This is a genomic window from Streptomyces sp. WZ.A104 (genome assembly GCF_002382885.1).
Lineage (GTDB): Bacteria > Actinomycetota > Actinomycetes > Streptomycetales > Streptomycetaceae > Streptomyces.
Genome location: NZ_NWVL01000065.1, coordinates 34364 through 46522 on the forward strand (window position 1 = coordinate 34364; position 12159 = coordinate 46522).

Below are 12159 nucleotides of genomic sequence, written 5' to 3' on the forward strand. Positions count from 1 at the left end.
CTTGCCTGCCGCCAGGGTGAGGTGTGCGGCCTCCCTGAGAGGTACGGTGCACCTCATCCGTACTCCGGATGCGGTACGGAATTTCCGCCTCGGGAGGCCATTGTGGACATTCGCCGCGCAACGACGGCCACGGAACTCCTCGCCGCCGGCCACCTCTTCGACACCCCGCCCCGTGAGACCTGGGCCACCCGCTTCCTCGCCGCGGACGGCCATCTGATGCTGATCGCGTACGTGGACGGCGTCCCGGCGGGCTTCGTCTCGGGCATCGAGATGCTGCACCCGGACAAGGGCACGGAGATGTGCCTGTACGAACTCGGCGTCGACGAGGCGTTCCGCCGCCGGGGCATCGGCGCGGCCCTGACGCGGGCGCTCGTGGACATCGCCCGGGAGCGCGGGTGCTATGACCTGTGGGTCGGCGTGGAGCGCGACAACAAGGCGGCGCTGGCGACGTACCGGGCGGCGGGGGCGGCGGACGACGGGGACTTCGCGATGCTGACGTGGGAGTTCGCGGGGGAGGACGCCTCGGAGTAGAGCGAGCGGGGACACGTGACCCCGTCGCACCGCTCACACCGCGATGTCCCCGGCGGGCCGCACGGGGCGTGGCGCGGCCAGGTCGAGCGGTGTCTCCACCGGCAGCAGGGCGGCGGCCCGCTCCCGCTCCCCCGCCCGGACCGCCGCGTGCACCTCGCGCGCGAGCGGGGTGACGTCGCGGACGGCCACGGTCCACTCGTCCGCGTACCGCCGGGCGGCCTCGCCGCTCAGCCCGAGCTGAAGGGAGCGGTACGGGAGCGGGTTCAGGTCCAGGTCGCGCTCGGGGTCCCACTGGACCCGGGCGGGGGCGGTGCGCAGGCTCCGCTTCCAGGACCTCTCGTCGGGGTGCACATCGCGTACGTAGTGGGAGAGTTCGGCGTGCGCGAGGGCCCATTCCAGGCCGCTCCGCTCGATCTCGACGGCGAGGACGACCTCCTGCCCCTCCTTGGTGCCCCAGCCGCAGCGGTACATCATCCACAGGAAGCTGGGCTTGATCCAGGTCATCCGGTCCCGCTTCCAGGCGGCGGGAAACCGCCCGTCCCGTGCGGCGGGCAGCCCGATGCCGGGCCGGTACGCCTGGTAGACGGTGACGGTCGAGGCGGTGTGCTGGGCGCGGATCTCGTAACGGGGCGGGAGGGGCTGGGTGTTCATACGCCCAGGATGAGGGACGCGTACACATCAGGGCACCCGGATTTCCGCCGGTGGCCCGGCGCGCCCGAAGCCCCCGCCCGCAGCGAACGCGGACGGGGGCCAGGGCCGGGGGAAGCGGGGCGGCGGCCCTCAGTGGTTGCGCGGGAAGCCCAGGTCGACGCCTGCCGGGGCGTCGGCCGGGTCGGGCCAGCGGGTGGTGACGACCTTGCCGCGGGTGTAGAAGTGCACGCCGTCGTTGCCGTAGATGTGGTGGTCGCCGAAGAGCGAGTCCTTCCAGCCGCCGAAGGAGTGGTAGCCCACCGGGACCGGGATCGGGACGTTGACGCCGACCATGCCCGCCTCGACCTCCAGCTGGAAGCGGCGGGCCGCGCCGCCGTCACGCGTGAAGATCGCGGTGCCGTTGCCGAACGGGGAGGCGTTCATCAGGGCGACGCCGTCCTCGTACGTGTCCACGCGGAGCACGCACAGCACCGGGCCGAAGATCTCGTCCTTGTACGCGTCGGAGTCGGTGGAGACCTTGTCCAGGAGGGACAGGCCGATCCAGTGGCCGTCCTCGAAGCCCTCGACCGTGTGGCCCGTGCCGTCGAGGACGACCTCCGCGCCCTGGGCGGCCGCGCCCGTGACGTAGGAGGCGACCTTGTCACGGTGGGCGGCGGTGATCAGGGGGCCCATCTCGGAGGCGGGGTCGTTGCCGGGGCCGATCTTGATCTTCTCGGCGCGCTCGCGGATCTTGGCGACCAGCTCGTCGCCGATCGCGCCGACCGCGACGACGGCGGAGATCGCCATGCAGCGCTCACCGGCGGAGCCGTACGCAGCCGAGACCGCCGCGTCGGCGGCCGCGTCCAGGTCCGCGTCCGGGAGGACCAGCATGTGGTTCTTCGCGCCGCCAAGCGCCTGGACGCGCTTGCCGTTGGCGGAGGCGGTGGCGTGGATGTAGCGGGCGATGGGGGTGGAGCCGACGAAGGAGACCGCCGCCACGTCGGGGTGGGCGAGGAGGGCGTCCACCGCGACCTTGTCCCCGTGGACGACGTTCAGGACACCGTCCGGAAGGCCGGCCTCCGAGGCCAGCTCGGCCAGCAGGTTGGCGGCCGACGGGTCCTTCTCGCTGGGCTTCAGCACGAACGTGTTGCCGCACGCGATCGCCAGCGGGAACATCCACATCGGCACCATGGCCGGGAAGTTGAACGGGGTGATGCCCGCGACGACGCCCAGCGACTGGCGGATCGAGGAGACGTCGACCCGGTTGGAGACCTGGGTGGACAGCTCGCCCTTGAGCTGCGTGGTGATCCCGCACGCCAGCTCGACGATCTCCAGGCCGCGGGCGACCTCGCCCAGCGCGTCCGAGTGCACCTTGCCGTGCTCGGCGGTGATCAGCGCGGCGATGTCGTCGCGGTGGGCGTCCAGCAGCGCGCGGTAGCGGAAGAGGACCGTGGTGCGCTGGGCGAGGGAGGACGTGCCCCAGGTCGCGTAGGCGGCCGTCGCCGCGGCCACCGCCGCGTCCACCTCCTCCACCGAGGCGAGCGCCACCCGCGTGGTGACCGCGCCGGTGGCCGGGTCCGTGACGGGACCGTACTGGCCCGACGTGCCCTCCACTGTCTTGCCGCCGATCCAGTGGTTGACGGTCTTCGTCATGACGTACTCCTTCAGGCTTCGGGCTTCAGGCAGGCGCAGGCGTGGTTTCACAGGTGGCGGCGTCGGGCGGCGACCTGCCGGCCGTACTCCTCCCGAGCCTTGACCGCCGCCGGGCGGCTCGCGGTTTCGGCTACCGGAACATCCCACCACGCCTGTGCCGGAGGGGGGCCCGACACTGTGTCGGGCGTTTCGGTCTCGACGTAGACACAAGTGGGGCCCTCCGCGTCGCGGGCCTCTGCGAGGGCTTTGCGCAGGTCGTCAACGGTGGTGGCGCGCAGCACGTGCATGCCGAGGGAGGCCGCGTTGGCGGCGAGGTCGACGGGGAGGGGCGGGCCGGTGAAGCCTCCGTCGGCGTCCCGGTGGCGGTAGGCCGTGCCGAAGCGCTCGCCACCGACCGCCTCGGAGAGGCCACCGATCGAGGCGTACCCGTGGTTCTGGAGGATCAGCAGTTTCAGCGGCAGTCCCTCCTGGACGGCGGTGACGATCTCGGTGGGGTTCATCAGATACGTGCCGTCGCCGACGAGCGCCCAGACAGGGCGGCCCGGCCGGTCCGCGCGGGCCTGGGCGGCGGTCGCGAGCAGGACGCCGATCGCGGCCGGGATCTCGTAGCCCATGCAGGAGTAGCCGTACTCGACGTGGTACTGGTCGCGGGAACGGGTCCGCCAGAGCTTGTGTAGATCGCCGGGGAGAGAGCCCGCCGCGTTGATCAGGATGTCGTCCTCGGTGACGAGCGTGTCGAGGAGGCCGAGGACCTGGGTCTGGGTGGGGCGCGCGGAGGGGTCCGGGGTGGCGAAGGATGCCTCGACCCGCTCCTCCCACGCCTCCTTCGCGCTGGTGTACTCCGTCTCGTACGCCGGATCGACCCGGTACCGCCGTCCGGCGAGCGCCGCCGTGAGCGCCTCCAGACCGGCGCGGGCGTCGGCGACGAGCGGGAGGGCGGCCAGCTTGTGGGCGTCGAAGCCGGTGATGTTGAGGTTGAGGAAGCGGACGTTCGGGTTCGCGAAGAGCGTTCCGGACGCGGTGGTGAAGTCCGTGTAGCGGGTGCCGATGCCGATCACCAGGTCGGCGCTGCGAGCCAGCTCGTCGGCGGTGGCGGTGCCGGTGTGCCCGATGCCTCCGACGTCGGCCGGATGGTCGTGGCGCAGTACGCCCTTGCCGGCCTGCGTGGTGGCGACCGGGATGCGGGTCCCGGCGGTGAACGCGGCGAGGGTCTCCTCGGCGGCGCTGTGGCGGACCCCGCCGCCCGCGACGATCAGGGGGCGGCGGGCCGAGCGCACCGCCCGAACAGCCGCTTCCAGTTCGAGCGCGTCAGGGGCGGGCCTGCGGATGTGCCAGTCCCGCTCGGCGAAGAACTCCTGCGGCCAGTCGTAGGCCTCCGCCTGGACGTCCTGCGGCAGCGCGAGTGTGACCGCCCCGGTCTCGGCGGGGTCGGCGAGGACCCGCATCGCCTGGAGGGCGGCCGGGATCAGCGCCTCGGGCCGGGTGATCCGGTCGAAGTAGCGTGAGACGGGGCGCAGACAGTCGTTGACCGATACGTCTCCGGCGTGCGGCACTTCGAGCTGCTGGAGTACGGGGTCGGCGGGCCGGGTCGCGAACGCGTCGCCGGGGAGGAGCAGGACGGGCAGGCGGTTGATGGTGGCGAGGGCGGCCCCGGTGACGAGGTTGGTGGCCCCCGGGCCGATGGACGTGGTCACCGCGTGCGCCGAGAGCCGCCCGGACTGACGGGCGTACCCCACGGCAGCGTGCACCATGGCCTGCTCGTTGCGGCCCTGGAGGTACGGCATGCGGTGCGCGATCCCGCTTCCGGTCCCGATCCCGGTCCCGGCCCCGTTTCCGATCCCGTTTCCGCCTCCGCTTCCGCTTCCGCCGCCCGCTTCCACGAGTGCCTGGCCGATGCCCGCGACGTTCCCGTGGCCGAAGATGCCCCAGGTGGCGCTGATGAGCCGCTGGCGGCGGCCGTCGCGCTCGGTGTACTGCCGGGCCAGGAAGGCGACCAGGGCCTGAGCTGTGGTCAGACGGCGGGTGGGACAGAGCCGGTTCGCGGGACTCGTCGGGCTCAAGGTGTTACCTCCGGGCCGGGCGACGGATGCGCCGTGTACAGCGGGAGTCTGGCGTCGATCGGTTCGTCTCGCCAGGTGTCGCGGATCCAGCGGTGGTCGGGATGGTCGCGGATCAGCCACGCGCGTTCCTCCCCCGGCCCGGCCATCACGTTCAGGTAGTACAGCGTGCGGCCGGGCGGGGCGATGGACGGGCCGTGCCAGCCGTCGGGGATGAGGACGGCGTCCCCGCTGCGGACTTCGGCCAGGACGTCCGTACCGCCGTCGCGCGACGGGGAGACCCGGTGGTAGCCGAGCCCGCCGTCCTCGACCTCGAAGTAGTAGATCTCCTCCAGCTCGCACTCCTCGCCCGGGACGTGCTCGTCGTGCTTGTGGGGCGGGTACGAGGACCAGTTGCCGCCGGGGGTGAGGACCTCCACGGCGATCAGCCGGTCGCAGTCGAAGGTGTCGGCGGCGGCGAAGTTGTTCACCTGGCGCGAGCAGGTGCCGGAGCCGCGCAGCTCGACGGGTACCTCCGGCGCGGGGCCGTAGCGAGCGGGGAGTCGTCGCTCGCACTTCGCTCCTGCCAGGGCGAAGCGGCCTCCAGCGCCGGAGGCGATCTGTGCCTGGGCGTCACGGGGTACGTACGCGAAGTCGGAAACCCCGCTGAACACGCTTTCCCGGCCCAGCAGTTCAAAAGTCTCACCTGCTGTATGCACCGTACAGCCGCCGGTCAACGGCAGGACGATCCATTCGCTCCCGCCGGTGACGAGCGTGTGAACTCCACCGGGCTCCAGCTCCAGCACCCGCAGGCTTGACCGGTCCCATCCGGCCCGCTCGGGATCGATATCGAGGGCGTACGGGCCGTGCGCGGCGCTGCCGGAGACCAGGTGGTGCTGGTTCCGATGCTGGTGCTGGTGCTCGTGCTGGTGATGCGTCGTCATGTCCGACTCCCTACCCGTCCGGAAACCGTCTGGAGCGATACGCCGGTCAGAGCCATACGCCGGTCAGAGCGATACGGCGGTGTCGACGGCACGCGCCACGTCCCCGCCGACCGGGTAGAGCAGCGAGCGCCCGACGACGAGGCCCCGCACGGTGGGCAGCCGCAGCGCGGTGCGCCACTTCTCGTACGCGGCTTCCGGATCGCCGCCGACCTCGCCGCCGAGCAGGACAGCGGGCAGCGTGGAGGCCTCCATGACCCGACCCATGTCGTCGGGGTTCTCGGTGACGGGGACCTTCAGCCAGGTGTACGCGGACGTCCCGGCGAGGCCCGACGCGATGGCGATGGAGGTCGCCACGGCGGCGGCCCCGAGGTCGTTGCGGAGGCGGCCGTCGACGCGGCGGCAGAGGAACGGCTCGACGAAGACGGGCAGCCGGCGCGCGGCCATGGCGTCGATGGCCCGGGCGGCGGAGTGCAGGGTGTCCAGCGAACCGGGGTCGTCGTGGTCGATGCGCAGCAGCAGCTTCCCCGCGTCGAACCCGTGGCGGACCAGGTCCTCGGGGCGGTGGCCGGTGAACCGGTCGTCGAGCTCGAACGCCGCGCCGGCCAGCCCGCCCCGGTTCATCGAGCCCATGACGACCTTGTCCTCCAAGGCGCCGAGGAGGAGCAGGTCGTCCAGGACGTCGGCGGAGGCCAGGACACCGTCGACGCCGGGGCGGGAGAGGGCGAGGCAGAGCCGCTCCAGCAGCTCGAACCGGTTGGCCATGGCCAGGGCCCGGTCCCCGACGGCGAGCGCGCCACGTGCGGGGTGGTCGGCCGCGATGATCACCAACCGGTCGCCGGTGGTGCGGAGCAGAGGGCGCCGCTTCCGCCGCGCGGCGGCTTCGGCCACCGCTTCGGGGCGCTCGGCACGCAGCCGGACGAGCTCGGACACGGAGACCGCGGCAGCGCTCATGAGCCCGCTCCGGTGGCGGGGGCCTCGGAGGCGGAAGCCTCGGAACCGGAGATCACGGGACCCGGAACCTCGGAGGCGGAAGCCTCGGGGCCGGAAGCCTCGGGCACGAGGGCCTGTTCGACCTCGTGCGGGAAGGGCATCGCGGGCGAACAGGCGAGACGGGAGGCGACGATGGCCCCGGCCGCGTTGGCGTACCGCACGATGCGGTCGAGCGGCCACCCCGCGAGCAGCCCGTGGCAGAGCGCGCCTCCGAACGCGTCCCCGGCGCCGAGGCCGTTGACCACGTCCACCGGCAGCGGCGGGCAATCGGCGGCCGTGCCGTCACGGTGGACGGCGAGCACGCCCTCGGGGCCCTGTTTGACGACGGCGAGCTCCACCCCGGCCGCGAGCAGGGCACGGGCGGCGGCGTACGGTTCGCGCTCACCGGTCGCGATCGCGCACTCGTCGACGTTGCCGACGGCGACCGTGGCGTGGGCCAGCGCTTCCCGGTACCGCGCGGGCGCCTCCGTACTGTCGTCGCCGCCCTCCCAGAACATGGGCCGCCAGTCGAGGTCGAACACGGTCGCGATGTGCGGCGGGCCCGGCGGACTGCCGGCGCCACGGGCCCGGAGGGCGGCCAGCGTCGCGGAACGGCTGGGCTCGGCGCTGAGCCCGGTGCCCGTCATCCAGAAGATCCGGGCATCGCGCACCGCGTCGAGGTCGAGTTCCGGCGCGTGGATCTCCAGATCGGGCGCCTTGGGCTGCCGGTAGAAGTAGAGCGGGAAGTCGTCCGGCGGGAAGATCTCGCAGAACGTGACCGGGGTCGGATATTCCGCCACCGCCGTCACCCATCGGTCGTCCACCCCGAACTCCCTGAGCTCCTGGTGGAGATACTCCCCGAAGGCGTCCTCCCCCGTACGGGTGATGACCGCCGTCCGCCGCCCCAGCCGGGCCGCCGCCACCGCCACGTTCGTGGGGGAACCGCCGAGGAACTTGCCGAACGTCTCGACCCGGGCGAGCGGCACCCCGATCTCCAGCGGGTAGAGGTCCACCCCGATCCGCCCCATGGTGATCACGTCGTACGGCTCAGGCATGCGCATCCCTTCGACCCACCGATGGCCGGCTGACCCCAGGTCTAGTCGCCTCCCGGGAACCCTGTCAATATTTTGTCCGGACATTCGGACGAACTCTTGACACCCTTCCGCACAGGCCCCGAGGCTGGGCGATATGACCGCCTCCGCCCGTTCTTCGGCCCGTATCCGTATCGGCTCGGCACCCGACTCCTGGGGAGTGTGGTTCCCCGACGACCCGCGGCAGGTGCCGTGGCAGCGCTTCCTCGACGAGGTCGCCGAGGCCGGGTACGCGTGGATCGAACTCGGCCCGTACGGCTATCTGCCCACCGACCCTGCCCGGCTGGCCGACGAGACCGGCAGCCGGGGGCTGACCGTCTCCGCCGGCACCGTCTTCACCGGATTGCACCACGGCCCCGACGTCTGGGAGCGGACCTGGGCGCATGTCGCGGACATCGCCGCACTGACCCGGGCCATGGGTGCCGAACACCTGGTCGTCATCCCCTCCTTCTGGCGCGACGACAAGACGGGCGAGGTACTGGAGGACCGGACGCTCACCCCCGCGCAGTGGCGCGATCTGGCCTCGCAGACCGAGCGGCTGGGCCGGGAGGTCCGGGAGCACTACGGACTGCGGATCGTGGTCCACCCGCACGCCGACACACACATCGACAGCGAGGAGAACGTCAACCGCTTCCTGGACGCCACCGACCCCTCCCTGGTCTCGCTCTGCCTGGACACCGGGCACTACGCCTACTGCGGCGGCGACAGTGTCAAGCTCATCGAGACCTACGGGGAGCGCATCGGCTACCTCCACCTCAAGCAGGTCGACCCGGAGATCCTGGCCGCCGTGGTGGCCGAGGAGGTCCCGTTCGGCCCGGCGGTGGCCCGGGGGGTGATGTGCGAACCACCGGGCGGAGTCCCCGCCCTGGAACCGGTCCTGGACGCGGCGCGCGCCCTGGACGTCGACCTGTTCGCGATCGTGGAGCAGGACATGTACCCGTGCCCCCCGGACAAGCCGCTCCCCATCGCACGCCGCACCCGCGAGTTCCTCCGCTCCTGCGGATCGCCCGGCTCCGCCCTCTGACGTCCCCGGAACGTCACACATATCTCCGTTACGCGGCTTTTCCGTCACAGGCGATCAACAGCCCCACCCCGCCTGTCGGCCCGGGGCGTTGAACCGAGCACAGGCTGAGTGATCGTCGGCTTGCGCTCCGCGGCTCCCCCTTGACGGCCTCTCAACGGCTGCCACTGCGGAGCGCAGCAGAGCAGAGAAGTGCAGAGAGGTGTCACTGATGACGGACAGAACACTCTGGTCCTACAAGGACATTGCCGCACATATCCAGGTCCAGCCGGACACCGTCCGCTCCTATCGCAAGCACGGACTGCTGCCCCCGCCCGACCAGGTGAAGAACGGAAAACCGTACTGGTACGGAGACACCGTCCGCGCCTGGGTCGCCTCCCGCCCCCGCAACCGGGGCCGCTGAACCCCGCCTCCCCTTTCTTCTCCCCTCTTTCCCCTCTCCCCGCTACCTCTGGGCGGCGGCTGTGCGGAACAGCGCCGTCCAGAGGAACGGCTCCCCGAAGCGCGGGGAGTCGGGCGCTTCGTCGCGCATACGCCTCAGCTCGACCTCCGCCAGATCAGCGAAGATGCTCCGCAGCGCCTCGGGCGTATAGGCAAGTCCGCCCTGGAGACCTCCTGTTCGGTAGAGCTCCGCGTCCGGGAGCTCGGACCCCATCCCGCCCTCCCCCGCCGCGAAGCAGGTGAGCGCGAAGTGTCCGCCCGGCGCGAGGCAGCGCTCCAGGAGGGAGAGATAGCCGATACGGCGGTGGGGCGGCAGGTGGTGGAAGCAACCGGAGTCGTAGATCAGGTCGTACGGGCCGGACAGGGCGGCCCCCGCCGCCGTCAGGTCGAACGCGTCACCGCAGTGGAACCTGACCGCCCCCCGCTTCCTCCCCGGCCCGCTCTGCCGCCCTCCTCCCGGCCCGCTCCCCTGCCCAGGCGATCGCCGCCGGGGAGAGGTCGACCGCGTCCACGTCGAACCCGAGCGCGGCCAGGTGGAGCGCGTTGCGGCCGGGACCGCAGCCGAGTTCGAGCGCGCGGCCCGGGGCGATCAGCCCCCGGCGGAGATACCCGTCGAGGCTCTCGTCGGGCTTGTCCACGAAGAACGGCACCGTCTTCGAGCGGTCCGCGTAGAAGTCGTCCCACCAGGACGACCCGTCGGCCGTCCACCGGTCGGCCTCCGGCGCGAACAGCCCGTCCAACAGCACCATGACGTCATCTGCCGTGCGTACATTCCGGTCCATCCGGCCCCCCTTTTCCGATGGGGGAATTCTCGCGCATCCCCTCGCGAAATCCCAGGTCACAACATGTTTTGCCGATTCCCCCAGTGGGTGCCTCACGCCGCCCCCGGCCGACACCGGCACCCACCTGCGCCCCCTGCCGCCCCGCTGCCCGGCGGGCGCGACACCCCCCTCCCCGAGGCCGTTCCCGGGCTACCCGAGGGCTCTTTCCGAACGGGTTCCGCCCGCGACCGGCGCAGAGCGCCACCAGGGTGCATTGATACCCCCTCGGGGTATAGCATGGGGTAGTGGGGTTCCCGGAGCCCTGCGGGCTGCCGCGCCCCGCCCCACACCGCCAAGCGTGTTCGCGAAGAGGAGAACGTCATGACCGCCGAGACCGAGACCCCCCAGTCCACCGGCTCCTGCTGCTCGCCCACCGGGTCCTGCCACGACGGTGCGGCCGACGTGCAGATCGCGTCCGACTCGGTCACCACGGTGTACCAGGTCAAGGGCATGACCTGCGGCCACTGCGAAGGCGCCGTGTCGGAGGAGATCTCCGAGATCGCGGGCGTGTCCTCGGTCAAGGCCGTCGCCTCCACCGGCCGGGTGACGGTGGAGTCCAAGGCTCCGCTGGCCGAGGAGGCCGTGCGCGCCGCCGTAGACGAGGCCGGGTACGAGCTCGTCGGCCAGGCCGTCTGAAGGCCGCTCCCCCCGAGCCGCACCTCCCGCTCACTGTCGGGCCGGACCCACCAGTCGATACTGGTGAGGTACGGCCCGACCTGCGTTACCCAGGAGTTCGGACATGGCCAGCACAGCAGCAGCCGGTATCCCGGCCGCCGACACCTCCGAGGCCGAGCTCATGATCGGCGGGATGACCTGCGCCTCGTGCGCCGCCCGCGTCGAGAAGAAGCTCAACCGGATGGACGGCGTCACCGCCACGGTGAATTACGCGACCGAGAAGGCCCGCGTCACCTACGGGGAGGGACTGGAGCTGGCGGATCTCGTCGCGACGGTCGAGAAGACCGGCTACACCGCGCGCCCCGTCGCGCTGCCACCGGGCAGAACGCCGACGCCGGCACCCACCCCGTCCACCCCGGAGCCGTACGTCTCCGGGGCCGACGCCCGGACGGACGCCGAGGCGGCCCGCCGCGCAACCAGCGACACGGGCACAGACGCGGGCGCGGACTCAGACACGGGCATAGGCACAGGCGCGGACACAGGCGCAGGCACGGGCACGGGCGCCGACCCCGTCCTCCCGCCCCACGCCGCCACCGGCCCCGACACCGCCGCGCCTTCCGCCGAAGCCGAGCAGGACGCCTCTCTGGCCTCCCTCAGGCAACGCCTGGTCGTGTCCGCCGCACTCGCCGCCCCCGTCGTACTGCTGGCCATGATCCCCGCCCTCCAGTTCGACTCCTGGCAGTGGCTGAGCCTCACCCTCGCCGCTCCCGTCGTCATCTGGGGTGGCCTGCCCTTCCACCGGGCCGCCTGGACCAACGCCAAGCACGGCGCGGCCACCATGGACACACTGGTCTCGCTCGGCACGCTCGCCGCGTTCGGCTGGTCGCTGTGGGCCCTGTTCCTCGGCGACGCCGGGATGCCCGGTATGCGGCACGGCTTCGACTTCACCGTCTCGCGCGCCGACGCCACCTCCGCGATCTACCTGGAGGTGGCGGCCGGAGTCATCACGTTCATCCTGCTGGGCCGCTGGCTGGAGGCCCGCGCGAAGCGGAAGTCCGGGGCGGCGCTGCGGGCGTTGATGCACCTGGGCGCCAAGGACGTCACCGCCCTCAGGGCCGGTACGGAGGTACGCATTCCGGCGAGCGCGCTCGTCGTCGGCGACCATTTCGTCGTACGCCCCGGGGAGAAGATCGCCACCGACGGAACCGTGATCGAGGGCTCCTCCGCCGTCGACGCCTCCATGCTCACCGGCGAATCGCTGCCGGTGGACGTCACGGTGGGCGATCCGGTCACCGGTGCGACGCTGAACGCGGGCGGGCGGCTCGTCGTCGAGGCCACCCGCGTCGGAGCCGACACCCAGCTCGCCCGAATGGCGAAACTGGTGGAGGACGCCCAGAACGGCAAAGC

Annotated in this window: 11 protein-coding genes and 1 pseudogene; 5 read left to right on the top strand and 7 right to left on the bottom strand. The window is 71.9% G+C overall.

Going from position 1 to position 12159, the window contains the following annotated elements; genetic code table 11:
• Nucleotides 1–102: 102 nt before the first annotated feature.
• Nucleotides 103–531, top strand: coding sequence for a GNAT family N-acetyltransferase (locus CIB93_RS28405; protein ID WP_096630973.1), 429 nt, complete (start codon nucleotides 103–105; stop codon nucleotides 529–531).
• 33 nt (nucleotides 532–564) lie between these two features.
• Here the strand turns inward: CIB93_RS28405 and CIB93_RS28410 are convergent, their stop codons facing one another.
• The 6 genes from CIB93_RS28410 to iolC all read right to left on the bottom strand — a co-directional run bounded on the left by CIB93_RS28410 (nucleotide 565) and on the right by iolC (nucleotide 7818).
• Nucleotides 565–1182 (bottom strand): DUF4291 domain-containing protein, encoded by a 618-nt coding sequence (locus CIB93_RS28410; RefSeq protein WP_096630975.1) that lies wholly within the window; start codon nucleotides 1180–1182, stop codon nucleotides 565–567.
• A 129-nt stretch (nucleotides 1183–1311) separates the two neighbouring features.
• Nucleotides 1312–2814, bottom strand: coding sequence for a CoA-acylating methylmalonate-semialdehyde dehydrogenase (locus tag CIB93_RS28415; protein WP_096630977.1), 1503 nt, complete (start codon nucleotides 2812–2814; stop codon nucleotides 1312–1314).
• A 47-nt stretch (nucleotides 2815–2861) separates the two neighbouring features.
• Nucleotides 2862–4874 carry a 3D-(3,5/4)-trihydroxycyclohexane-1,2-dione acylhydrolase (decyclizing) gene (gene iolD / locus CIB93_RS28420; protein WP_096630979.1) on the bottom strand — a complete coding sequence of 671 codons (2013 nt, stop codon included), beginning with the start codon at nucleotides 4872–4874 and terminating at the stop codon, nucleotides 2862–2864.
• On the bottom strand, nucleotides 4871–5794 hold the full coding sequence (iolB, locus tag CIB93_RS28425; protein WP_096630981.1) for a 5-deoxy-glucuronate isomerase: 924 nt from the start codon (nucleotides 5792–5794) through the stop codon (nucleotides 4871–4873). The genes iolD and iolB overlap by 4 nt, the downstream gene beginning before the upstream one ends.
• 63 nt (nucleotides 5795–5857) lie before the next feature.
• Nucleotides 5858–6745 carry a deoxyribose-phosphate aldolase gene (locus tag CIB93_RS28430; protein WP_096630982.1) on the bottom strand — a complete coding sequence of 296 codons (888 nt, stop codon included), beginning with the start codon at nucleotides 6743–6745 and terminating at the stop codon, nucleotides 5858–5860.
• The gene (iolC, locus tag CIB93_RS28435) at nucleotides 6742–7818 is read right to left on the bottom strand and encodes a 5-dehydro-2-deoxygluconokinase (protein ID WP_096630984.1); all 1077 of its coding nucleotides are present in this window, start codon (nucleotides 7816–7818) and stop codon (nucleotides 6742–6744) included. The genes CIB93_RS28430 and iolC overlap by 4 nt, the downstream gene beginning before the upstream one ends.
• Nucleotides 7819–7951: 133 nt before the next feature.
• Here iolC and CIB93_RS28440 point away from each other — a divergent pair, with 133 nt between their 5' ends.
• Both CIB93_RS28440 and CIB93_RS28445 read left to right on the top strand, forming a co-directional pair.
• Entirely contained in the window at nucleotides 7952–8878 is a 927-nt protein-coding gene (locus CIB93_RS28440) for a sugar phosphate isomerase/epimerase (RefSeq protein WP_096630986.1), read from the top strand.
• Nucleotides 8879–9086: 208 nt separating this feature from the next.
• The gene (locus tag CIB93_RS28445; protein WP_010064909.1) at nucleotides 9087–9278 is read left to right on the top strand and encodes an AlpA family transcriptional regulator; all 192 of its coding nucleotides are present in this window, start codon (nucleotides 9087–9089) and stop codon (nucleotides 9276–9278) included.
• Between the two features lie 42 nt (nucleotides 9279–9320).
• Here CIB93_RS28445 and CIB93_RS28450 read toward each other — a convergent pair.
• Nucleotides 9321–10098 (bottom strand): annotated as a pseudogene (locus CIB93_RS28450) (class I SAM-dependent methyltransferase).
• Nucleotides 10099–10458: 360 nt separating this feature from the next.
• On the opposite strand from CIB93_RS28450, the gene CIB93_RS28455 reads away from it, so the two are divergent.
• Together CIB93_RS28455 and CIB93_RS28460 are read left to right on the top strand one after the other, a co-directional pair.
• Nucleotides 10459–10773, top strand: a complete 315-nt coding sequence (locus CIB93_RS28455) for a heavy-metal-associated domain-containing protein (protein WP_096630988.1) — start codon at nucleotides 10459–10461, stop codon at nucleotides 10771–10773.
• A gap of 103 nt (nucleotides 10774–10876) precedes the next feature.
• Nucleotides 10877–12159: cation-translocating P-type ATPase (locus tag CIB93_RS28460; RefSeq protein ID WP_143660099.1), on the top strand; the 1283-nt coding region annotated here is incomplete at its 3' end.

What these genes read in the sequence shown, in the direction of transcription:
- CIB93_RS28410 (WP_096630975.1), bottom strand. Translation starts at nt 1,182, where the DNA reads ATGAACACCCAGCCCCTCCCGCCCCGTTACGAGATCCGCGCCCAGCAC.
- CIB93_RS28415 (WP_096630977.1), bottom strand. Translation starts at nt 2,814, where the DNA reads ATGACGAAGACCGTCAACCACTGGATCGGCGGCAAGACAGTGGAGGGC.
- iolB (WP_096630981.1), bottom strand. Translation starts at nt 5,794, where the DNA reads ATGACGACGCATCACCAGCACGAGCACCAGCACCAGCATCGGAACCAG.
- CIB93_RS28430 (WP_096630982.1), bottom strand. Translation starts at nt 6,745, where the DNA reads ATGAGCGCTGCCGCGGTCTCCGTGTCCGAGCTCGTCCGGCTGCGTGCC.
- iolC (WP_096630984.1), bottom strand. Translation starts at nt 7,818, where the DNA reads ATGCCTGAGCCGTACGACGTGATCACCATGGGGCGGATCGGGGTGGAC.
- CIB93_RS28440 (WP_096630986.1), top strand. Translation starts at nt 7,952, where the DNA reads ATGACCGCCTCCGCCCGTTCTTCGGCCCGTATCCGTATCGGCTCGGCA.
- CIB93_RS28445 (WP_010064909.1), top strand. Translation starts at nt 9,087, where the DNA reads ATGACGGACAGAACACTCTGGTCCTACAAGGACATTGCCGCACATATC.
- CIB93_RS28455 (WP_096630988.1), top strand. Translation starts at nt 10,459, where the DNA reads ATGACCGCCGAGACCGAGACCCCCCAGTCCACCGGCTCCTGCTGCTCG.